Annotated in this window: 16 protein-coding genes; 6 read left to right on the top strand and 10 right to left on the bottom strand. The window is 67.6% G+C overall.

Annotated features, from left to right (window positions below; all coding sequences use genetic code 11):
* Positions 1–10 precede the first annotated feature (10 nt).
* Both OXS31_RS05125 and OXS31_RS05120 read right to left on the bottom strand, forming a co-directional pair.
* On the bottom strand, positions 11–2,011 hold the full coding sequence (locus OXS31_RS05125; RefSeq protein ID WP_027597161.1) for a methyl-accepting chemotaxis protein: 2,001 nt from the start codon (positions 2,009–2,011) through the stop codon (positions 11–13).
* A gap of 198 nt (positions 2,012–2,209) precedes the next feature.
* Entirely contained in the window at positions 2,210–2,959 is a 750-nt protein-coding gene (locus OXS31_RS05120; protein WP_267398210.1) for a carbon-nitrogen hydrolase family protein, read from the bottom strand.
* A 191-nt stretch (positions 2,960–3,150) separates the two neighbouring features.
* Between OXS31_RS05120 and OXS31_RS05115 the strand changes: the two genes are divergently transcribed.
* The 3 genes from OXS31_RS05115 to dld all read left to right on the top strand — a co-directional run bounded on the left by OXS31_RS05115 (position 3,151) and on the right by dld (position 7,640).
* The gene (locus tag OXS31_RS05115; RefSeq protein ID WP_267398209.1) at positions 3,151–4,287 is read left to right on the top strand and encodes an iron-containing alcohol dehydrogenase; all 1,137 of its coding nucleotides are present in this window, start codon (positions 3,151–3,153) and stop codon (positions 4,285–4,287) included.
* 160 nt (positions 4,288–4,447) lie between these two features.
* Positions 4,448–5,791 carry an MFS transporter gene (locus tag OXS31_RS05110; RefSeq protein ID WP_027602511.1) on the top strand — a complete coding sequence of 448 codons (1,344 nt, stop codon included), beginning with the start codon at positions 4,448–4,450 and terminating at the stop codon, positions 5,789–5,791.
* A 79-nt stretch (positions 5,792–5,870) separates the two neighbouring features.
* On the top strand, positions 5,871–7,640 hold the full coding sequence (gene dld / locus OXS31_RS05105; protein ID WP_267398208.1) for a D-lactate dehydrogenase: 1,770 nt from the start codon (positions 5,871–5,873) through the stop codon (positions 7,638–7,640).
* 13 nt (positions 7,641–7,653) lie between these two features.
* Here dld and OXS31_RS05100 read toward each other — a convergent pair whose 3' ends face one another.
* The 3 genes from OXS31_RS05100 to OXS31_RS05090 all read right to left on the bottom strand — a co-directional run bounded on the left by OXS31_RS05100 (position 7,654) and on the right by OXS31_RS05090 (position 12,893).
* Positions 7,654–8,592 carry a LysR family transcriptional regulator gene (locus OXS31_RS05100; protein ID WP_267398207.1) on the bottom strand — a complete coding sequence of 313 codons (939 nt, stop codon included), beginning with the start codon at positions 8,590–8,592 and terminating at the stop codon, positions 7,654–7,656.
* Between the two features lie 596 nt (positions 8,593–9,188).
* Positions 9,189–11,468, bottom strand: a complete 2,280-nt coding sequence (gene bglX, locus OXS31_RS05095) for a beta-glucosidase BglX (RefSeq protein ID WP_115945875.1) — start codon at positions 11,466–11,468, stop codon at positions 9,189–9,191.
* A 147-nt stretch (positions 11,469–11,615) separates the two neighbouring features.
* Entirely contained in the window at positions 11,616–12,893 is a 1,278-nt protein-coding gene (locus tag OXS31_RS05090) for a glucarate dehydratase family protein (protein WP_027597154.1), read from the bottom strand.
* A 182-nt stretch (positions 12,894–13,075) separates the two neighbouring features.
* Here OXS31_RS05090 and OXS31_RS05085 point away from each other — a divergent pair, with 182 nt between their 5' ends.
* Positions 13,076–14,737: a VRR-NUC domain-containing protein gene (locus OXS31_RS05085; protein WP_181084173.1), complete on the top strand. Its 1,662-nt coding sequence runs from the start codon at positions 13,076–13,078 to the stop codon at positions 14,735–14,737.
* Positions 14,734–17,007, top strand: coding sequence for an ATP-dependent DNA helicase (locus OXS31_RS05080; RefSeq protein ID WP_181084171.1), 2,274 nt, complete (start codon positions 14,734–14,736; stop codon positions 17,005–17,007). Before OXS31_RS05085 ends, OXS31_RS05080 begins: the two co-directional genes overlap by 4 nt.
* A gap of 318 nt (positions 17,008–17,325) precedes the next feature.
* On the opposite strand, the gene OXS31_RS05075 is transcribed toward OXS31_RS05080, so the two are convergent.
* Positions 17,326–17,709 (bottom strand): glyoxalase superfamily protein, encoded by a 384-nt coding sequence (locus tag OXS31_RS05075; protein ID WP_181084169.1) that lies wholly within the window; start codon positions 17,707–17,709, stop codon positions 17,326–17,328.
* 231 nt (positions 17,710–17,940) lie between these two features.
* Between OXS31_RS05075 and OXS31_RS05070 the strand changes: the two genes are divergently transcribed.
* Positions 17,941–19,575, top strand: a complete 1,635-nt coding sequence (locus tag OXS31_RS05070; protein ID WP_027597150.1) for a glucan biosynthesis protein D — start codon at positions 17,941–17,943, stop codon at positions 19,573–19,575.
* 87 nt (positions 19,576–19,662) lie between these two features.
* On the opposite strand, the gene OXS31_RS05065 is transcribed toward OXS31_RS05070, so the two are convergent.
* From OXS31_RS05065 to OXS31_RS05050, 4 genes are read right to left on the bottom strand one after another with little or no spacing between them, the layout of a single operon-like run.
* Positions 19,663–20,397 carry a GGDEF domain-containing protein gene (locus OXS31_RS05065; protein WP_044341440.1) on the bottom strand — a complete coding sequence of 245 codons (735 nt, stop codon included), beginning with the start codon at positions 20,395–20,397 and terminating at the stop codon, positions 19,663–19,665.
* Positions 20,394–20,783 carry a DUF1987 domain-containing protein gene (locus OXS31_RS05060; RefSeq protein ID WP_007159605.1) on the bottom strand — a complete coding sequence of 130 codons (390 nt, stop codon included), beginning with the start codon at positions 20,781–20,783 and terminating at the stop codon, positions 20,394–20,396. Before OXS31_RS05060 ends, OXS31_RS05065 begins: the two co-directional genes overlap by 4 nt.
* An 18-nt stretch (positions 20,784–20,801) precedes the next feature.
* Entirely contained in the window at positions 20,802–21,365 is a 564-nt protein-coding gene (locus OXS31_RS05055) for a SiaB family protein kinase (protein WP_074583828.1), read from the bottom strand.
* Between the two features lie 5 nt (positions 21,366–21,370).
* Complete coding sequence (locus tag OXS31_RS05050; RefSeq protein WP_027597147.1) at positions 21,371–22,597, bottom strand: SpoIIE family protein phosphatase; 1,227 nt, start codon at positions 22,595–22,597, stop codon at positions 21,371–21,373.
* Between the last annotated feature and the right edge of the window lie 65 nt (positions 22,598–22,662).

The following is a 22,662-nucleotide window of genomic DNA, read 5'->3' as shown; positions in this document are numbered from 1 at the left end:
GGCGCTCGGGTCACCTCACCCGGAAGCGCCGCACTACCGCGATCAGCTGCTCGTTGGACGATTGCACCGCCGCGGTACTCTCGGCGGTGCGCTGACCGCTGGTGACCAGGTCGTCGACGATATGGCGCACGGCAACCATGTTCTGGTTGATCTCGCCGGCCACCACGCTCTGCTCTTCGGCCGCTGCGGCGATCTGAGTCGAGAGATCGCTGATGCGCACCACCGAACCGCTCATCTCGTCCAGGCCTTCGGTGACCTCGCGGGTGCGCTCGGCAGTGCTCTGGCAACTGGCCTTGGTCATTTCCATGGCCGCGACCGCGGAACTCACCCCCTGCTGCAACCGGTTGAGCATCTCGTTGATCTCGGCGGTGCTCTGCTGGGTACGGCCGGCCAGGGCGCGGACCTCGTCGGCCACCACCGCGAAGCCGCGACCCTGTTCGCCGGCCCGGGCCGCCTCGATGGCCGCGTTGAGCGCCAGCAGGTTGGTCTGGCCGGCAATCCCGCCGATCACCCCGAGCACGTCGTTGATACGCTGGGCATCGCTCTGCATGGCCTGCACCTTGAGGGTGGCGTCTTCCACCTGATCCACCAGGGCCAGCACGCTGGCCGAGGCCTGCTGGACCACCGCGCGGGAACGCTCGGCCTGGCCGTTGGCGGCCTGGGTGAGGGTGGCGGTATCGCTGGCGCTGCGCGCCACGGAGTCGGAGGTGGCGCTCATCTCGGTGATGGCGGTCACCGCCTGGTCGGTTTCGCTGGCATGGCGGGCCAGGATGGCACCGTTCTGCTGGGCCTGACCGTGCAGTTGCTTGAGACCGGTGTCGATGCGGTCGGTGGCGTCGCCCACCTCGCCGATCAGCCGCTGCAGATAGCCGATGAAGCCGTTGACCGCGCCGGCCACCGCATCCACCTCGTCCTGACCGTGCACCGGGATGCGCCGGGTCAGGTCGGCGTCGCCGGCGGACAGGGATTCGATGTTGCGTTGCAGCAGGCCTAGGCGACCCATCAGCTTGCCGAGCGCCAGCACCATGATGCCTACCAGTAGCAGGACCAGCGGCAGCTGGATCGCCGCCAGGGTCTTGAGGATGCCGGTGTTGGTCGCCGCGATGAGCGAGGTGGGCAGCGCCGTGGCCAGCAGCCAGGGGGTGCCGGCCAGCGGGCGCAGGAAGAAGGTGTGGGGCGTGCCGTGCTCGTCGACATAGGTGTCGCGCACCACGGCCTCGCCCTTGAGCTTGCCGAGGTTCTGCTGGATGGCGGCGACGAAGGGCGAACGGGTGGCATAGGCCGAGACGTTGTTCAGGATCTGCGAATCGCCGAGTTCGCTGAGGTTGCTGAGGATCTTGCCGTCGGCCTCGACGATCATCATGTCGGTGTCGTCGAGTTCCTTGCGCAGGCTGTCCACCAGGGGGTTGAAGAAGCCCAGGGTGAGGTCGATGGTCGAGACGCCAAAGGCCTTGCCGTCGCGCTGGATGGCCATGGCGCAGTTGGTGCGCGGCTCGGCGCTGGCGGCGTCCTTGTAGGCGGCGGCCCAGACGCACTGGCCGGCGGGAGCCTTGAGGCCAGCCTGGAACCAGGGTTGCTCCCAGTAGTTGAGCGACTCGGGGGAGTTCCAGTGCGTGTTGACGATCAGCTTTCCGCCGGCATCGCGGTGATAGAAGGTGCTGAACTTGTCGCGGCCCTGCTCGCGCTGGTTGGGCAGCGGCCAGATGCCGCCGCCGAACACCTTGGCATCGCCGTACTGGTCCACCAGGCCGGGCAGCACCCGGTCGATGGCGGCGCTGTCCAGCAGCGGCACGGTCTGGGTGATGGAGCGCTGCTGCGCCTGGATCTGGTTGAGTTCGCGATAGATGCGGGTGCCCACCTCGTTGACGCGGGTGAGCACGGCGGATTCACCGGCGGCGACCAGGTCCGGCGTCACCCACAGGCGAATGCCGATGACGGTGGCCGCGAGGGTCGCGCCGATGAAGCCGAGGAAGATCAGGGTGTAGCGGGTCCGAATGGTGTTCAAGGCCATGGTGTCGCTCCTGCGGTTACAGCGTCGTTCACGCTGCGAAAGGCATCCTTGGCGGTGTTCTGAACGAGGATGTCAGAGCCTTATCGGCGTCTGACGTGTGACCTTTAGTCGCAGGAGGCGCGGGATATCGGGACGCGAATCCAGTCGCGGCGTGACCTGGCAGCCGCTTTCCGGTCAGAGGATTGCGCCGTGCGGCGATCAGGGTCGCACGGTGCGGATTTCGCCCTGCCAGGCACCGGCGACCCGCCGGACGAGCACCAGGCAGGAACCGTCGCCTGGCGCCGCGACCAGACACCCGCCATCGGCCTGCCAGAAGGCACTGCGGCCCACGCAGGCATAACCGCCGGTGGGCGCGCCGTGATTGGCCAGGAGCACCGGCATGCCCAGGCGCCGGGCATGGCCGGCCAGGCGCGCGCTGTCGGCGGGATAGCCGGTCGGACCTATCACCGCCGAGGCCAGGTAGAGATCGGCGCCGCGGGCACGGGCGGCATCGGCATGGGCCTCGTGATTGCTGTCGGCGCAGATGGCCAGGGCGGCCTTCAGCTCGCTCACCTCCAGCAAGTCCCCGCCACTGCCGGGCACGAAGGGCGGCGCCTCGCCCGGATGCAGGTACTCCTTGGTATGGACATGACAGCGGCCATCGGCGCCCAGGATCAACGCGCCGATCTGCAATCCCGCCACGCCCCGCACGGGCGCTCCGACCACGGCCGTCAGTCCGGCCGCGCGGCAGGCTTCGCGCAGCGGCAGCAGGCGGGCATCGCTGCTTTCCAGCGTCAGTTCTGCCGCCAGGGTCGGCTCATAGCCGGTCAGGGACAGTTCCGGAAACAGCAGGAGCTCCACCCCGGCGTCGGCAGCCGCGGCGATGAAGTCGAGATGGCTGCGCAGATTGGCGGCGAGGTCGCCGGCGAGCGAAACGGATTGGGCGGCGGCCAGGGTAGGGGTGGGCATCGGGACTCCGGGGAAAGCGGCAGCGCCCGGGAGAGCGGGCCCGGCCATCGCTATGGGGAGGGCGTCCGGCAGGGGAGGTCAGGCTGGGTTGCCTCCCGGTTATACCGCTATCGCTACCTCTCAGTATTTGGCCAGGAGGCGCCTCGCTATAGTCGGGCCGTCTATCAATTTCAAGAATAACAGGACGGGTCATGGCGATAATCAACTATGTAACGGAGATCCGCTTCGGTGCCGGCTGTGCGGCCGAACTGGCCGACGTCAACGCCCGGCTGGGCTTCCAGCGGCCACTGATTGTCACCGATCGGGGCGTGGTGGCCGCCGGTCTCATCGAGCAGCTGGTGGAGCAGAATCCCCTGGCCGCCTACCAGGTGTTCGACGCCACCCCGGCCAATCCCACCGAGGCCGCCACCCGCGAGGGCGTCGCCTGTTTCCGGGATGCGGACTGCGACGGCATCATCGCCGTCGGCGGGGGTTCGCCCATCGACCTGGCCAAGGCCATCGCCGTGTCCGCGCGCCATCCCGGACCGCTGAAGCAGTTCGCCCTTATCGAAGGCGGCCTGACGCGGATCACCGCGGCGACGGTGCCCATCGTGGCCATTCCGACCACGGCCGGCACCGGCAGCGAGGTGGGACGCGGCGCCATCATCATCCTCGACGATGGCCGCAAGGTCGGCATTCTCTCGCCCCATGTCATCCCGCGGGTGGCCATCTGCGATCCGCTGCTGACGCTCAGCCTGCCGCCGCACCTGACCGCCGCCACGGGCATGGACGCGGTGGCCCACTGCATCGAGACCTTTCTCGCGCCCGGTTTCAATCCGCCGGCCGAGGGTATCGCCCTGGACGGCCTGCGCCGGGCCTGGCGTCATCTGGAACTGGCGTTCAACGAGCCCACCAACCTGGAAGCCCGTACCCAGATGCTCAGCGCCTCGCTGCAGGGGGCGCTGGCCTTCCAGAAGGGGCTGGGCTGCGTGCACAGCCTGAGTCACTCGCTGGGCGGCATCGATCCGCGGCTGCACCATGGCACCCTCAACGCGGTCCTGCTGCCGGCCGTGGTGGCCTTCAACCGGAGCGCCGAATCGGTGATCCGCGACGAGAAACTCGAACGCCTCGCCCAGGCCATGGAACTGCCGCCGCAGCTGTCGGTGGAGCAGGCGCTGGCGCACAAGGCCGAAGCCCTGCGGCTGCCGACGGGGCTGGCGCAGATGGGGGTCGACAGGGGACTCATCCCGCGCATCGTCACCGGCGCCCTGGCCGATCACAGCCACCGGACTAATCCCCGGGAAGCCTCGGCGGAGGACTATGCCGACCTGATCCAGGCCTCGTTCTGAGGCCCTGGCTTGTGTAGCGGCAAGCCCTTCCGCTGCAGTGCCATCCGCCGTCCTGCCCTGCGCCTCGACTCGATCCGGGCGGGTAGTGGGCTGCGGATGACCGACAGCCGTTCTGCAAGACCCTCGCGACAATCACAACAATTAAAGGACGCGAAACATCATGGCCCATCCCAGTACCGCCGCATCCCCGGTGCAATTCGATCCGCTCTATCGCAAGGTGGCCTGGCGCGTGTTGCCGCTGCTGCTGCTCGGTTACATCATCGCCTATCTCGATAGGGTCAACGTCGGCTTCGCCAAGCTCGCCATGCTCAGCGACCTCGGCATGTCAGATGCGGCCTATGGCCTGGGCGCTGGTATCTTCTTCATCGGCTACTTCATCTTCGAGGTTCCCAGCAACCTGATGCTGCATCGCGTCGGCGCCAAGCTGTGGATCGCCCGCATCATGATCACCTGGGGCCTGGTCTCGTCGCTGATGGCCTTCACCGGGCCCATCGCCCAATTGCTGGGCATCAGCCACGAACTGACCTTCTATGGCCTGAGATTCCTGCTCGGCATCTGCGAGGCGGGCTTCTTTCCCGGGGTCATCCTCTACCTGACCTACTGGTTTCCCGCGGCGCTGCACAGCCGCATGATGGCCATCGTCATCCTCGGCAATCCGGTGTCCTTCATCTTTGGTGGTCCGCTCAGCGGCGCCATCATGTACTACATGGGCAGCAACGGCCTGCTGGCGGGCTGGCAGTGGATGTTCGTCATCGAGGCGGTGCCGGCCGTGGTGGTCGGGGTGGTGGTGCTCTGGCTGCTGGACAACGGCATCCAGGACGCCCGGTGGCTGAACCAGCAGGAAAAGGCCGAACTCACCCGGCGCCTGGCCCTGGAGGCCGCGGAAAAGCCGCGCATCGCCCTCAAGCGGCTGTATGCCCTGCCCATCATCTGGCTGCTCACGCTCATCTACGTCCTGCTGATGCTTGGCAACTACGGCATCAATTTCTGGGTGCCGACCATCATCAAGAACGCCGGGGTGGCCTCGGTTCTGGACATCGGCCTCATCACCGCCATCCCCTATGTGTTCGGCGCGGCGACCATGGTCTGGGTCACCCGCCAGGCCCAGCGTACCGGTAACCAGCGCGCCTATGGCGCCCTGATGTCGGTGCTGGCCGGGATCGGCCTGATCCTCTGCGCGGCCTTTCCCCAGCACCTGCTGCTGATGATCCTGGGTGTCGCCTTCGCCGTGGGTGGCAGCCTGAGCGCCATCGCGCTGTTCTGGGGGCTGCCCGGCGCCTTTCTGCAGGGCGCCGCCGCCGCGGCCGGCATCGCCATCATCAACTCCTTCGGCAATCTCGGCGGCTTCGCCGGGCCCTATCTGCTGGGGTTGCTGACCACGCTGTTCGGCTCGGCGCAGGTCGGGCTGATGCTGCTCGGGGGTTGCCTGCTGGGGTGCGCGGCGCTGATGCTGTGGGTGACCCGCCGGCCCGCGCCGTCGACTACCGGGCTACTGGCCGAGTAGCCGCGCCGCGCCAGCCGCGCCTTTCGAGCGGAAGCGACTATCCTTCGCTGCCGCTTTCCTTGTCAGTGAAGAGGACGTCATGGATCTGGTCAGCGAGTTGCACACCATCGTCGGGCGGCGCCATGTCCTACAGGGCGACGCCGCGACCCGACGCTTCCGCCTGGGCATCCGCTATGGTGGCGGGGCGGTGCTCGCCGTGGTGCGGCCCGGCAGCCTGCTGGAGATGTGGCGCGTGCTGCAGCGCTGCCACAGCGCCGGCACCATCATCATCTGCCAGGCGGCCAACACCGGCCTGACCGGCGGCTCCACCCCGGTGGCCGAGGGCTACGACCGGCCGGTGGTGCTGATCAACACCCTGCGCCTGACCCGCCTGGCCCTGCTGCGTCAGGGCGAACAGGTGCTGTCCCAGCCGGGCGTGACCCTGAGCCAGTTGGAGACGACGCTGAAACCCCTGGGCCGCGAGCCGCATTCGGTGATCGGCTCGACCTGCATCGGCGCCTCCGTCACCGGTGGCGTCTGCAACAACTCCGGCGGCTCGCTGATCCGCCGCGGACCGGCCTTCACCCAGCTGTCGCTGTTCGCCCGCATCGACGAAGCCGGGCACCTGCAACTGGTCAACCACCTGGGCCTGGCCCTGGGCGACAGCCCCGAGGAGATCCTCACCCGACTCGACGAGGGCCGCTTCGACGACAGCGTCGTGCAGGATCCGGCCGGGGCCATGGCCTCCGATCGCGAATACGCCCGCCATGTCCGCGATGTGGCCTCGGCCACCCCGGCGCGCTACAACGCCGATCCGCGGCGGCTGTACGAAGCCTCGGGTTCGGCGGGCAAGATCGCCGTGTTCGCCCTGCGCCTGGACACCTTCGCCGCCGATCGCAACACCCGGGTGTTCTACATCGGCTCCAATCGGGCCGCCGATCTGGAAGCCATCCGCCGGCACATCCTGGTCAACTTCGCCCAGCTGCCCATCGCTGGCGAATACATGCACCGCACGGCCTACGAACTCAGTCGTACCTACGGCAAGGACCTGTTCCTGTTCATTCAGCGCTGTGGTGCGCAACGGGTGCCCCAGGCCTTTGCCTGGAAGACCCGCTTCGATGCCCTGAGCGAACGCCTGGGCCTGGGTGCCCAGCTTGGCGATCGCCTGCTGCAACGTCTGGCGGCGCCCTTGCCGGAGCACCTGCCGGCGCGCCTCAACGCCTTCGCCGCGCGCTTCGAGCATCATCTGCTGCTGAAGATGGGCGAAGACGGCATCGACGAGGCCCGCGCCTATCTGCAGTCCTGGCTGCCCAGCGCCGACGCGGACTTCATCGAGTGCGACGCGGAGGAGGGCAACGCCGCCTTCCTCAATCGCTTCGCGGTCGGCAATGCCATGAATCGCTACCGGGCGGTGCACCGGGACACCGTGGAGGACATCCTCGCCCTGGACATCGCCCTGCCGCGCAACACCCAGGACTGGTTCGAGACCCTGCCGCCGGAGCTGGCGGAGCAGATCGAGGTGACCATGTATTGCGGGCACTTCTTCTGCCACGTGCTGCACCAGGAATACCTGGTGAAGAAGGGCCGGGACTGCGCGGCGCTCAAGCGTCGCCTGCTGGCCCTGCTGGAGGCCCGCGGCGCCCGTTATCCCGCCGAGCACAATGTCGGTCACCTCTACGCCGCGGCGCCGGAACTGGAGCGGCACTATCGCCAGCTCGATCCGACCAACGCCTTCAATCCGGGCATCGGGCAGCTGACGCGGCGCCATCGCTGGCAGGAGGACTGCTGCGCCACGCATGCCGGCGATGCCATCGCCGCGGTGGCGAAGGCGGCCCGGGCGGAGGCCGCGGAGACGAGTCGCACGTCCTGAGCTGCGGGACGGCTCAGTCTTCCCGCTGGATGGCGTAGAGCGATTCCACCAGCAGCGCGAACGCCGGATTCTGCTGGGCGCTGCGCCGCGAGACCAGCTCATAGGGCTCGCTGTGCGACCTCAGCTCCAGCGGCAGGCGGCTGACCAGGCCATGCTGGCAGACATAGTCCGCCACCTCGACCGACACCAGGGCCACCAGCCGGGGATTGCGGCTCAACAGCGAAAGGGTGGTCAGCGCCGAGGTGGTTTCGATCAGGTGCAGCGGAAAGGGCAGCTGCGCCTCGAAGAATTCGTGTTCCAGGGTGCGTCTCATGGGCATGTTGGCTCGATAGACCACCCAGCGACTGTCCGAGAGATCCCGCAACTCGACCCGCTCGCGCTGGGCGGCCGGATGGGCGGCGTGGGCGATGACCGCCAGGGACTCGTCCTTGATGACCAGGGCGTCGTAGCTTTCCGGCCGCTCGCTGACCGACAGGCGACAGATGGCCGCGTCCAGCCGTCCCTGGTCGATCAGGCCGAGCAGGGTCGTGCTGGTGTCTTCCACCACCTCGATGGACAGCCGTGCCTGCAAGTCCAGCAGCCGCGAGATGGCATGGGTGAGCAGGGGCACGGCGCCCATGATGGTGCCGATGGCCAGCTTGCCGCCGGAGCCGCTGGCGATGGCGTGGAGTTCGAGGCGCAGATTGTCCAGGTCGGCCTGGATCAGCCGGGCGAAGCGAATGGCGCAGGTACCCGCCGGGGTCGGCAGCAGGCCGCGATTGGTGCGCAGGAACAACTCGACTCCCAGGGCGGACTCCAGCTCCTTGAGCGCCTTGCTGGCGCCCGGCTGGGTGAGCCCCAGGCCTTCCGCGGCATTGAGCAGCGAACCCTTTTCCGCCAGGGCGATGAGCAGGCGCAGCTGCTTGGCGTGCAGGCGCGACATGATGGCGTTGAGGCTGGCGAGCTGCTTCATTGACCGACCGTTATACCGCGGTTGCTTATTGTTGATCCCAAGGGCTCTAGCCTAGAGCAAGTCGTTGCTTGCGTATAACGGACTGTAATAGGAGCGGGGCTTGATCGGCCGCGAGCCTGCCGCTACGAGGCGTGGTTCGTTGGGCTTCGGCGATAGAGCTGCCTCAATCCAACCTACGGGTCCTGCAGGTTGGGTTGAGCGCCAGCGAAGCCCAACGGGTCGGACTCAGGGCGCGCATCCTGTCCCTCACCCCAACCCTCTCCCGGAGGGAGAGGGGGCGGCTGGGGCATGAAGGGATGCGGCGGCATCAAGGTGCAGGATTTTTACCCCCTCTCCCCTTGGGAGAGGGTTGGGGTGAGGGCCCGCAGGGACGCAGGGCGGTATCAAGATGCACGCCTTTACCCCCTCTCCCTCTGAGAGAGGGTTGGGGTGAGGGCGCGTAGGAAGGCATGGCAGCATCGAGGTGCACGCCTTTACCCCCTCTCCCCTTGGGAGAGGGTTGGGGTGAGGGCCCGCAGGAAGGCAAGGCGGCATCGAGCTGCGCGCCTATACCCCCTCTCCCCTTGGGAGAGGGCTGGGGTGAGGGCTGAGCCCCCTCAGAGCAGCGTGAAACTCCCCTCGCGCACCCGCTCCGAATCCAGGCCGACCATCACCTTGAACTCGCCCGGCTCCGAGACCAGCTTGAGGTCGTTGTTGTAGAAGCGCAGGTCCGCCTCGGTGATGGGGAAGTCCAGCTCGCGACTCTCGCCCGGTTGCAGCATCACCTTCTGGAAGCCCTTGAGCTCCTTGACCGGTCGCGCCAGGGAGGCGGTCACGTCGTGCAGATAGAGCTGCACCACGGTAGCGCCGGCGCGGCTGCCGGTGTTCTTGACCGTGACCCTGGCGTTCAGGGTATCGCCCTTCTTCAGGGTGGCGCTGGACAGCTGCGGTGCCGAGACCTCGAAGGAGGTGTAGCTCAGGCCGTAGCCGAAGGGGTAGAGCGGACCGTTGACGATGTCGAAGTAGCGCGAGGTGTACTTGTTCGGCTTGGCCGCATCGAAGGGGCGACCGCTGCTCAGGTGGTTGTAGTACAGCGGCACCTGGCCCACTTCCCGGGGAAAGGTCATGGTCAGCTTGCCGGAGGGGTTGTGGTCGCCGAACAGCACATCGGCCACGGCGTTGCCGCCTTCGGTGCCGGGGAACCAGGCTTCCAGCAGGGCGTTGGCCTGTTCCTGCTCCCATTCCAGCGCCAGCGGGCGGCCGTTCATCAGCACCAGCACCAGCGGCTTGCCGGTGGCCTTGAGCGCCTTGATCAGCTCGCGCTGGGTGTCGGGCACGCTGATGCGGGCGCGGCTGGAGGCCTCGTGGGCCATGCCCTGGGATTCGCCGACCACGGCCACCACCACCTCGGCCTGGCGCGCGGTGGCCACGGCTTCGGCGATCAGTTCGCTGGCGCTGCGCGGATCCACGGCGACCGCCGGTTCGTAGGAGTTGAGGTAGGCCAGCACATCGCGGTCGTCCAGCAGGTTGGCGCCCTTGGCATAGAGCACCTTGCCCTGACCGGCCACGGCGTTCTCCAGGCCGCGGCGGATGGAGACGGCCTGGGCGGCCACGCCGGCGGCGGACCAGTTGCCCATGACGTCGCGCGGACTGTCGGCCAGCGGGCCGACCACCGCCAGGGTGGCGCCCTTGCGCAGTGGCAGCACGGCCTTTTCGTTCTTCAGCAGCACCAGGCTCTCGCGGGCCACCTGACGCGCCTCGGCGCGGTGCAGCCGCGATTCGGCATTGGTGTCGGCCGGATCCTGGCCCTGCAGGCGGCGATAGGGATCGTCGAACAGGCCCATGCGGTACTTGGTCAAGAGCATGTCGCGCACGGCCTGGTCGATCTCGGCCTGGGTCACCTTGCCGGCGGCCAGCAGGGCGGGCAGCTGCTTGCCGTAGACGTCGTCGTGCATGTTCAGCTCGACGCCGGCCTTGAGCGCCTGTTCGGCGGCGTCGCGGGTGTCCTTGGCCACCCCGTGCAGCACCAGCTCGTTGATGGCGCCATGGTCGCTGATCAGCAGGCCCTGGTAGTTCCAGTCCTTGCGCAAGAGGTCCTGCAGCAGCCAGCGATTGGCCGTGGCCGGGACGCCGTTGATGCTGTTGAGCGCCACCATCACCGCCCCGGCACCGGCCTCGGCGGCGGCGCGATAGGGCGGCAGGTAGTCCTGCATGAGTCGCTGCGGACTCATGTCGACGTTGCTGTAGTCACGCCCGGCTTCCACGGCGCCGTAGCCACCGAAGTGCTTGATGCTGGCCATGAGGCTGTCGGGGGCGCGCAGGTCCCTGCCCTGGTAGGCGTGCACCAGGGTGGCGCCAATGCGCGAGGTCAGCCAGGTGTCTTCGCCGAAGGTTTCCGAGGCACGGCCCCAGCGCGGTTCGCGGGTCACGTCGACGGTGGGGGAAAAGGTCAGGTTGAGGCCATCGGCCGCCGCTTCCAGGGCGGAGATGCGCCCGCTGGTGGCGATGGCGTCGAGATTCCAGGTGCTGGCCAGGCCCAGGTTGATGGGGAAGATGGTGCGCATGCCGTGGATGACGTCATAGGCATAGAACAGCGGGATCTTCAGCCGGCTGTGGGCGACCTGGTCCTGCATCTGGCGGATATCGGGGCGGGTCACGGTGTTGAACATGGCGCCCACCTTGCCGGCGCGGATGTCCGCCATGATGGCTTCCTTGGGATAGTCCGGCCCGACGCTCACCAGATTGAGCTGGCCGATCTTTTCCTCCAGGGTCATCTTCGCCAGCAGGGCGTCGACGTAGGCGCGTGCCGGATCCCTGTCCTGCGCCGGGGCGAGGGTGGCGCTGACCGCCAGTCCCAGGCCGAGCATGAGTGCGGTGAGGCGTGGTGCGTTCAACATCGTCCCCCAATTCCCTGTGCGTACTTTCTCGTTGTTCTTGGGCACCCTTGTGCCGAGGGGATTGTACAACCGCGACGCCGGGAAGCGGAGCCGTTGACGGCCGGCGGGCGAGCCGGTCGTCAGGGGCATGGGAGAGGAGGCGAAGACCTAGAAACGCGGCTTGCGGGTTTCCCAGTCCGGCTGGTACTTGCGCATCTGGCGCACGTCGTCGCGGCTGCGGATGTCGATGGCGAGGAACTGCTCGTGCAGCTTGGCGAGCTGATCCTGGTCCAGCTCCACGCCCAGGCCGGGCGCATCGGTGATCGCCACGCAGCCATTGCGGATCGGCAGCTTGCCGCCCCGGATGACCTCTTCGTCCTCTTCCTGCCAGGGATAGTGGGTGTCGCAGGCATAGGCCAGGTTGGGCACCGCGGCGGCCACGTGGGTCATGGCCATGAGGCTGATGCCCAGGTGCGAGTTGGAGTGCATGGAGACGCCCAGGCCAAAGGTGTCGCACAGCCGCGCGAGGATCTGGGTGTCCCGGAGGCCGCCCCAGTAGTGGTGGTCGGCGAGCACGATCTGCACGCTGTTCTGGGCCACGCTGCGGCGGAATTCGTCGAAATCGGTGACCACCATGTTGGTGGCCAGGGGTATGCCGGTGCGCCGATGCAGTTCGGCCATGCCGTCCAGGCCCGGGGTCGGATCCTCGTAGTACTGCAGGTCGTCCTTCAGCACCTCGGCGATGCGCAGGGACGTTTCCAGCGACCAGTTGCCGTTGGGGTCGATGCGCAGCGGCGCCTGCGGGAAGGCCTGGCGCAGGGCCTTGATACAGGCCGCCTCGTGATCCGGACCGAGCAGGGTGCCCGCCTTGAGCTTGATGCTCTGGAAGCCGTTCTCCTCGATCATCCGCGCCGCCTGGGCCACCACCTGCTCGGGGCTGATGGCCTCGCCCCAGCGATCGGGCGGGTAGGGCGCATCGATATGCTCGGCGTACTTGAGGAACAGATAGGCGCTGAAGGGCACCTCGCGGCGCACCGCACCGCCCAGCAATTCGACCAGGGGAATGCCCAGGGAGCGCGCCTGCAGATCGAGGAAGGCCACCTCGAAGGCGGAATAGGCGTTGGCCACCTGCTTGCTCGGATGGGAGCCGGGCGCCAGTTCGGCACCGGCCACCACGCCGCCGGCGAGGCCGGCGACGGTCTCCACCACCCGGGCGCGCAGGCCGTTGAGGTCCCAGGCGGAGAGGCCGACCAGGCTGCTTTCCATGGCCTTCAACACCGCCAGCACCGGGGCGTCGCCATAGCTCTCGCCGAGGCCGATGTGGCCGTTGTCGCCTTCCACCTCGATGATGGATCTCAGCGCATAGGGTTCGTGGATGCCGCTGGCGTTGAGCAGCGGGGCATCGCGAAAGGCGATGGGGGTGACGGTGATCCGTTTGATCTTCACGCTCAGACTCCTGGACTTGTAGTTGTGGTGGTCTTTGTCAGTCATCGTATGACTACCGGTCGGGATCTTCAACTGAAAGAAATGCCATGACCCCGGCGGGATGACCGCATATCGCATCGGGGTTGCCCGCTCCGGTCGGGGCTGGATAAATAGCCAGCCGCCACCCTATTCGCACCTTTCGCATGAAAGCTCCGCTCGAAGATCCCCTCTACTATCTGCACAACTTCCAGCGGGTACTGGACTGGGTCGCCCTGCGCTATCCCGATCTGCTCGACGACCGCGAGCAGGCCTTCATCACCGCCTTCGCCGAGCTGCCGCAGCCCTCGCGGGCGCTGCTGGTGCGCCTGGTGATGCGCAAGGGCGAGGTGTTCCGTGCCAGCAAGCTGGTCTATGGCGAGATCGGCTGCCCCCGCGCCGCGGCGAGTCCGCTGGTGGAGCTCGGCTGGCTGCTGGCCGATCCGGAATTGCACCTGATCGAACTCTTCGCCCTGCTGCGCAAGGAAGAGCTGCTCGGCTGCTTTGGCAATCGCCTGCCCAAGGCCGGGCGCAAGGAAGACTGGCTGGCGCGGCTGGAGGCCGAGCAGGCCACGCCCCTGGCCTTCAGCGGCTGGACCGGCAGCGTGCCCGAGCTGGTGGCGGAGGGCGTCTGGCGGCTGACGCTGATGGACCTCTGCGATCGCCTGCGTCTGCTGTTCTTTGGCAACCTGCACCAGGACTGGACCGACTTCGTGCTGGCCGATCTGGGTATCTTCCAGTACGAGACGGTGGCCTTCAGCGCCGAATCCCGCGCCTTCGGCCAGCGCCACGAGGTGGACGCCTACCTCCACATCCAGCGCTGCCGCCAGGCGCTGCGCGATGGGCTGCCGGCCGCCGAGTTGCTGCCGCTACTGCCCGCCGAGCGCTTCGCCAACACCTGGCTGGAATTGCGCCGTGGCAAGCTGCTGCATGAACTGGCGCAGCACCACGAACGCCTCGGCGAGCTGGCCCAGGCCCAGGCGCTCTACGCCGCCTCGGCGCACCCCGAATCGCGCATCCGCGCCCTGCGCATGCTCGAACGGCTGGAGGACTGGCCCGCTGCCCAGGCGCTGGCGGAAGCCATCGTCGCCGCCCCGGCCCATGACGCCGAACGCCAGCAGGTGGCGCGCATCCTGCCGCGGCTGGTGCGCAAGCAGGGCGGGCCACCCAACAAGCGCCGCCCGGCCAGCCCGGTGGAGCGCCTCGATTTCGAACTGGTCAACGATGGCCTGCGCCGGGTCGAGTGGCTGGTGCGCGAGCACCTGGGTTGCGACGAGGCGCCGGTGCACTACGTGGAAAACACCCTGCTCACCAGCCTGTTCGGGCTGCTGTGCTGGGACGCTATCTTCCTCGCCATCCCCGGCGCCTTCTTCCACCCCTATCAGCGCGAACCGGCCGACCTGCGTCTGCCGGGCTTTCGCGAGCGGCGGGCCGAGGCCTTCGCCGCCTGCCTGGCGCGCCTGGACGACGGCTCCTATCCGAGCGTGATCCGCGAGCGCTTCGCCAGCAAGCGCGGCCTGGCCTCGCCCTTCGTCGCCTGGGGCATCCTCGGCAGCGAACTGCTCGACCAGGCCCTGGCCTGCCTGCCGGCGCGGCACCTGCGGCTGTGCTTCGAACGGCTGCTGGAGGATCCGGAAAACAACCGCACCGGCTTGCCCGACCTGATCCAGTTCTGGCCGGCGGAAGGCCGCTACCGGATGATCGAGGTCAAGGGCCCGGGCGACCGCCTGCAGGACAACCAGCGCCGCTGGCTGGACTTCTTCGCTGCCCATGACATCCCGGTCAGCGTCTGCCACGTGCAGTGGCAGGTGGCCGCGACCTCCGCATGAGCTATCGCATCGCCGTTCGCGCCCTCTGCGAATTCACCGCCAAGGCCGGCGATCTGGATCTCAGATTCACCCCGTCGCCCACCGCCCTGGAAGGCATCGAGGGCCACCAGCGGGTAGCCGCCCGGCGCGGCCCCGGCTATGAGCGCGAGGTCAGTCTGCAGGGCGACTTCGAAGACCTGAAGGTGCGCGGCCGTGCCGACGGCTTCGACGCCGCTGCCCAGCGTCTGGAAGAGATCAAGACCCACAGGGGCAGTCTGGAGCGCCAGCCGGGCAACCATCGCCACCTGCACTGGGCCCAGGCCAAGGTCTATGGCCATCTGCTCTGCCAGAGCCGCGAGCTGCCTGAGCTGACCCTGGCGCTGGTCTATTTCGACATCGGCACGGGTGCCGAGACCGTCTTCACCGAGCAGTGGACGGCGGCGGACCTGGCCGCGCATTTCGAACTCCAGTGTTCGCGCTTTCTCGCCTGGGCGCGCCAGGAACTGGCCCATCGCGCCGCGCGGGATGCGGCGCTGGCGACCCTGGCCTTTCCCCATCCCGACTTTCGCCACGGCCAGCGGCCCCTGGCGGAAGCCGTCTACAAGGCCGCCAGCGTCGGCTGCTGCCTGCTGGCCCAGGCGCCCACCGGTATCGGCAAGACGGTGGGCACCCTGTTCCCGCTGCTCAAGGCCATGCCGCGGCAGAACCTGGACCGACTGTTCTTCCTCGCCGCCAAGACCCCTGGCCGCGCCCTGGCCCTGCATGGTCTGGAGTCCCTGGCCGCGCCGGTGCGGGTGCTGGAGCTGGTGGCGCGGGACAAGGCCTGCGAACACCCGGAGCTGGCCTGCCATGGCGAGTCCTGCCCGCTGGCGCGGGGGTTCTACGACCGCCTGCCGGCCGCCCGCGCCGCCGCCCTGGCCGAGCCCACCCAGCTGACCCGGGCGCGGGTGCGGGAAACCGCCCTGGCCCACGAGGTCTGCCCCTATTACTTGGCCCAGGAACTGGCGCGCTGGAGCGACGTGGTGGTGGGCGACTACAACTACTACTTCGACGGCAGCGCCATGCTCCACGCCCTGGCCCAGACCCAGGAGTGGCGGGTCGGGGTGCTGGTGGACGAGGCCCACAACCTACTCGACCGCGCCCGCGGCATGTACAGCGCCAGCCTCGACCAGCGTCGCCTGGCCGCCGGCAAGGCCGTGGCGCCGCCTGCCATCGCCAAGGGGCTGCAGGCGCTCAACCGCGAATGGAATCGCCTGCACAAGGAACAGCAGGTCGACTACCAGGTGCAGCCGGACTTGCCCGCCGCCTTCCTGACCGCCCTGCAACGGGTGGTGGGTCTGCTCACCGAGCACTTCGGCGAATCCGGGCAGCCGCCGGCGCCGGAGTTGCAGACGCTGTTCTTCGACCTGTTGCAGTTCATGCGCCTGGGCGAGACCTTCGGCGATCACTCGCTGTTCGATGTCACCCTGCTCAAAGGTCGCGGCAAGGCGCAGTCGCAACTCAACCTGCGCAACCTGGTGCCGGCGCCCTTCGTCGGTCCGCGGCTGGCGGCGGCGCACAGCTGCACCCTGTTCTCCGCCACCCTGATTCCCCAGCATTTCCACCGCGACCTGCTCGGGGTCCCGGCCGGCAGCGCCTGGGTCGACGTCGCCTCGCCCTTCGCCGCCGAGCAGCTGGAGGTGCGCCTGGTGCGGCTGTCCACCCGCTACGCCGACCGCGCCGCCTCCCGCGCGCCCATCGCCGCCCTGATCGCCAGTCGCTATCGCCAGCGCCCGGGCAACTACCTGGCCTTCTTCAGCAGCTTCGACTACCTCGACCAGGTGGCCGAGGCGCTGGCCGAGCTTGCGCCCGACGTGCCCCAGTGGCGCCAGTCCCGCGGCATGGACGAAGCCGCCCGCCAGGCGTTTCTCGAGCGTTTCCAGGCCGACGGCCGCGGCATCGGCTTCGCCGTGCTCGGCGGCAGCTTCGGCGAGGGCATCGACCTGCCCGGCGACCGCCTGATCGGCGCCTTTGTCGCCACCCTGGGCCTGCCCCAGCTCAATCCGGTCAACGAACAGCTGCGCCAGCGCCTGCAGCGGCGCTTCGGCGACGGCTATCGCTATGCCTACCTCTATCCTGGGTTGCAAAAGGTCATCCAGGCCGCCGGCCGGGTGATCCGCACCGTGCAGGATCGCGGCTGCCTCTATCTCATCGACGACAGATTCACCCAGCCCGAGGTCAGGGCGCTGCTGCCGACCTGGTGGCAGGTGGAGGAGGGCGCGGTGCCCACGGGCGAGCCTGCGCCGGCTTGAAGGCTATCGCGGCCATGGGCCGCCCGCCGATGCAACTGATCCTATGGCACTCCGGTGTTTTGTTGATCGCGGCCATGGGCCGCTCCTACGATTACATCGGGACTGTAGGAGCCAGTGTCTTAGCCGTTATAGGGGTGCACCAGATGTAGAGCCGTAGCGTGGAAAACGGCGCAGCCTTTTCCACTGAGGACTTCGTGGCGAGGGCGCCCTCACCCCAACGCTCTCCCGAGGGGAGAGGGAGCCATCCGCGCAGGCGGTCATCTCCATCATCGAGCCTGTAGGAGCGGCCCATGGCCGCGATCACCGTACAGCCGTTGCTTAGGCCTCCGGCGTCTCCTCGCAAAACCTCAGCCTGTTACCGAAGGGATCGGCGATCTCCATCACCAGGCCCCAGGGCAATTCCTCGATACCCGGGCGGGCGAAGCCGTAGTCCCTGGTCAGCAATTCGGCCTGGAAGGCGCGGATGCCGGTCAGGCGGACGAAGACCGTCGAGCCGGGGCAGGCATCGCCGTGGTGGCCGGAGAGATGCAGGCGCAGGCCGGCGCGTTCGACTTCCGCGTACAGCGGCAGCCCCGGTTCGAAGCGGTGTTCCCAGACCAGGCGGAAACCCAGGAAGTGGCAGTAGAATTCACGTGCCTTTTCGTCATCGAAGATGCGCAGGATGGGGCTGGGTGGCCCGAAGGCGATGGCGGCAGCGGCCATGAGGGTCTCCAGGGAAGCGGCAAGGGAAGGTCGATGATGCGCTTTCCGGGAGGCCCGGCAACCGGAACTGTGATCCGGAAAGCTTTGGTAACCCCTCTGGCAGGCCAGAGCGTGCGCTAGGCTGCAGTTCACCGGTGCGATGGCGAACCTATCCGGGTATCGTGCATTCTTTTTCCTTTCTGGTGGTTCGGCTGGGCCGAATCTTTCATCCTTAGTGACCAAGGTTGATCCATGCAGCGTAGACACCTGCTCAAAGCGTCCCTGGCCCTGGCGGCCTACACCGGCATTCCCTCCACCGGGCTGTTCGCCCTCCAGGCCTTTGCCAATCCGGCCAATGGCGATGGCCAGGCCTTCGATTTCGACTGGCTCAAGCAGCACGCCAAGGAGCTGGCCGGCCAGGCCTACCAGCCCACCGCCCAGAAACTGCCCGACACCCTGGCGAACATGACGCCGCAGCAGTTCAACGCCATCGGCTACGATGCCAAGCATTCGCTCTGGCACGACCTCAAGGGCCAGCTGGACGTGCAGTTCTTCCACGTCGGCATGGGCTTCAAGACCCCGGTGCGGATGTTCTCGGTGGACCCCAAGACCAACGAGGCCAAGGAAGTCCACTTCCGCCCCGAGCTGTTCAACTACAACGACAGCGGCGTCGACAAGAGCCAGCTCAAGGGCGACCTGGGCTTCGCCGGCTTCAAGCTGTTCAAGGCGCCGCACCTGGCCCAGTACGACATCGTCTCCTTCCTTGGCGCCAGCTACTTCCGCGCCGTGGACAAGACCCGCCAGTACGGCCTCTCGGCCCGCGGGTTGGCCATCGACACCTATGCCGATCGGCCCGAGGAATTCCCCGACTTCACCAAGTTCTGGTTCGTCACCCCGAACAAGAACAGCACCCGCTTCGTGGTCTATGCGCTGCTGGATTCGCCCAGCGCCACCGGCGCCTATCGCTTCGACATCGACTGCCTGAACGACCGCGTGGTGATGGACGTGGACGCCAACGTCAACGCCCGCCGCGACATCAAGCAACTGGGCATCGCGCCCATGACCAGCATGTTCGGCTGCGGCACCCACGAGCGCCAGACCTGCAACACCTACCACCCGCAGATCCACGACTCCGACCGGCTGGCCATGTGGAAGGGCAACGGCGAGTGGATCTGCCGTCCGCTGAACAATCCCCCCAAGCTGCAGTTCAACGCCTTCAAGGACGACAGTCCCAAGGGCTTCGGCCTGGTGCAGACCGATCACGAATTCGAAAGCTACCAGGACGTCATGGTCCGCTACGACCGCCGGCCGAGTCTGTGGGTCGAACCCACCTCCGCCTGGGGCGAGGGTGCCATCCAGTTGCTGGAGATCCCCACCACCGGCGAGACCCTGGACAACATCGTGGCCTTCTGGGCGCCGGCCGAGACCATCACCGCCGGCAAGTCGCTGCACTATGGCTACAAGCTGCACTGGAGTGCGCTGCCGCCGGTGAGCACGCCGCTGGCGCGGGTCTATGCCACCCGTTCCGGCATCGGCGGCTTCCCCGAGGGCTGGGCGCCCGGTGAGCACTGGCCCAAGGTCTGGGCGCGGCGCTTCGCCATCGATTTCAACGGCGGCGGTCTGTCGTTCCTGCCCGAGGGTACCGGCATCGAGCCGGTGGTCACCGTCACCGACGGCAAGGTGCAGGATTTCCACGTGCTCAAGATCGACGAGATCGGCGGCTACCGGGTGATCTTCGACTGGTACCCCACCAGCGACAAGGCCGATCCGGTGCAGATGCGTGCCTTCATCCGCACCCAGGATCGCGCCCTGAGTGAAACCTGGCTGTACCAGTACTTCCCGCCAGCCGCCGACCAGCGCCGCTATCCGGACTGGAAGCAGTCCTAAGCGGTCAGCAAAAAGCCGCTGTGCCTCCCCGGCGCAGCGGCTTTTTTGTGCCCGGAAGAAGGGCGTGGGGCTGACTGATCGCGGTGGTCAGTCGGCCAGCACCACCTGGTTGCGCCCCGCGCGCTTGGCCCGGTAGAGCGCCGCGTCGGCCAGGCCGTAGGCGAGCTCGAAGTCGGTCCCCGGCAGGTTGAGGCTGAGGCCGAAGCTGGCCGTCACCGGTGCTGTGCCGGTCTTCTCCCGGGCGATGCGCAGACGCAGGCGTTCGGTCATGGCCAGGGCCTCGTCCCGCGCCAGGGTCGGGAGCAGCACGGTGAATTCCTCGCCACCCACCCGACCGACGATGGCCGGCGCCTGGACCAGCTCCTGCAGGCAGCGGGCGATGGCCTGGATCACCCGATCGCCGGCGGGATGGCCGAACTCGTCGTTGATGCGTTTGAAGTGGTCGATGTCCAGCACGATCATGGCCCCACCCCGTTGCCGCAGGGCCTGGCCGGCCTGGTCGATCACCGCGCCGCGATTGAGCATCCCGGTGAGGGCGTCGTGGGTGGCGCGGTACTCCAGCTGCTGGCTGAGGGTCTGCAATTGCTGGTTGAGGGCATTCATCTCGCGTTCGGCGCGATCGCTGCGGGCGATCAGCCGGCGGGTCTCGCGCATCAGGCGTTCGAAGTGCAGCGTCAGGTCGCCGAGGGCGGCTCGGTAGCGCTCGGCATCGGCGTCGTCGGCCCCATAGAGGGCGCGCGCCGCCTGCAGCACCCCGGCTTCCTGCTCGAACAGGTCGGGGCCCGCCTCGGCCGGGCTGCAGCGCCTGACGCTGGCGGTCATGCCGGCAGCTCGGGATGTTCGATGAACGTCAGCGCCTGGAAGTCCAGTCGCAGTTCTTCGCCAAATTCCTGGATGGTCTCGTCCTCGGCATCGTAGTACCAGTGCAGCTCCACCCGGTTGCCGGCCTGGGCCGCCTGGTCCAGGGCGTCGAACAGGGTGAACAGCATCTTGGTGCTGGAGCTGTTGAAGTAGGCCAGGGCCACGTGCACCCGGATGCGGGCGTCCCGGCGCTGGTCGAGGTAGGCCCGCAGCGACTCGATCACCGGCAGATAGAAGGCCGCGGCGTTTTCCGGAAAGGATTCGCCCTTGAGCCAGAGTTCGTCCTCGGCGAAACGGAAATCCACCTCCGGAGAGGTGGCGGTGGGAGCGATGAACATGGTGTCCATACGAGGTAGGGGTCCCTGTCAGATGATGGCTTTCAGGCAGAACAGGGTGGTGCCCGGCGTCTGCGTCGAGGGATGGAAGGCGAATTCCAGGGGTGCACTCGCATCGCGCGCCATGGTCAGGAAGCCGAGGCCGGCACCCTTGCTGTCGGCCGGGGTCTCGGCGCGCAGGGATTCGCGATAGGCCTGCTTGATCTGATCCAGCGACATGCTGCACAGCGGCTCGAGCCGCTCGCGCAGGGCGTCGACCTTGTCGCTGGCGATGGGGTTGGCGCAGAGCATCTGGTAGTTGCCGTCCTGGCGGGTGATACAGACGGAGCCCTGGCCCAGCTTGGTGTCCGCCAGGGCGTCCGGCGGCAGGGCATCGGCGGAATAATGCAGGACGTTCTGTGACAATTCGATGAAGGAAGAAAACAGCTTGCGCCGGGTGGCGCCGCTGATGCCTTCGAACTCCAGTTGCAGCTTCACCACCTCGGCCATGGCGGCGACGATGCCATGGGAGAAATAACCGCGGTGATAGAAGATCACGTGCTGCTGCTGGGCGATGTCGAGAAAGGCGCCGTTCGCGGGAAAGGAGGCGGTCATGTCGGTCAGGCCACGCGGATGCAGAGGAAGGTGAGGTCGTCGCGACGCATTTCGTCGCCTTGCCAGTGGGCGAGGTCCGCGCTGAGTTGCTCACAGAAGGCCGCGGTGGGCAGCGCACGCGATTCGCTCAGCCGGGTCAGGGCGCGGCGCTTGCCAAAGGAGGTGCGCCGCGGGCCGCCGATCTGGTCGATCAGGCCATCGGTGGTGGCGAACAGCAGGCTGCCCGGCGGCAACGGCAGGGTGGTGGCCGGCCAGCACTGGTCGAGCGGGCTGTCGGCGTAGCCGATCCCCAGGCGCAGCGGCGCCAGGGTCAGGACGTCCGCGGCGTCGGGCGCCAGCAGGTGGAGCGGCATGCGGGCGCCGGCGTAGGTCAGGCTGTGACTGCCTCTGTCCACCCAGAAGCAGGCCAGGTCCAGGCCGTCGTTGGATTCGGAGATGCCGCCGGACTGCCCCAGCATGGCCTTGACGCTGGCGTTGATCGCCGCGAGCAACGCCGAGGGATCGCGCGGTCCCAGCTGTTGCAGGGCCTGGGTCAGGGACGCCGAGGCGATCAGGGTCATGAAGGCGCCGGGCACACCGTGGCCGGTGCAGTCGGCGATGGCACCGAACCAGCCGTCTGCGTGCTGGGCGAAGTGATAGAAGTCGCCACCGACCACGTCGCGCGGCTGCCAGACCAGGGTGGCGTCCTGTTCCATCACCGCCAGGGCTTCGCGCGAGCTGCGCAGCATGGCGCGCTGGATGACGCTGGCGTATTCGATGCTGTGCATGATCTGGCGATTCTTCTCGGCCTGCAGGTCTGAGACGATGCGCATCAGCTGCACGCCCAGGCCGAGCCCGGCGAAGCGCCCTTCGCGGGTGACGATGAAGCCATCGGCCAGGGCCTTTTCGCCCACCTCGACGGTGCGCCGGGTCAGCTCCTCGATGGACAGACCGGCATCCACCACCAGCGGCTCCTTGTCCATGAAAGCGATGCAGCTCTTGCGATCGTAGACTTCACGGTGATACGGCTTGCTCATCTGCGAGAGAAAGATGTCGCGGTTGATCAGGCCGATCGGGCGGTCGTGCTCGACTACCGCGAGACTGGTGATCTCGCGGCGTTCGTTGAACAGGTCCATGACCATGGCGTTGGTGTGCTCGGCCTCGACGGCGGGCCACTGGGTGCAGAGGTCGAGGGCGCAGCGTTGGCTGGGGCGGGAGGCGGCACGCGCGGAGGGCAGGGGAGCGGACGACATCGATACGAATCCGTTCTCGGGAGGTCGATGCAGCCTAGGGGCTCCGTGTTGAGCTTTGATGACAG

Origin of the sequence: Pseudomonas sp. GM_Psu_1, from assembly GCF_026544185.1 — a bacterium.
Classification (GTDB): Bacteria; Pseudomonadota; Gammaproteobacteria; order Pseudomonadales; family Pseudomonadaceae; genus Chryseomonas; species Chryseomonas oryzihabitans.
The sequence above is the reverse complement of the archived record's forward strand: the minus strand, read 5'-3'. Positions and strand labels throughout refer to the sequence as shown.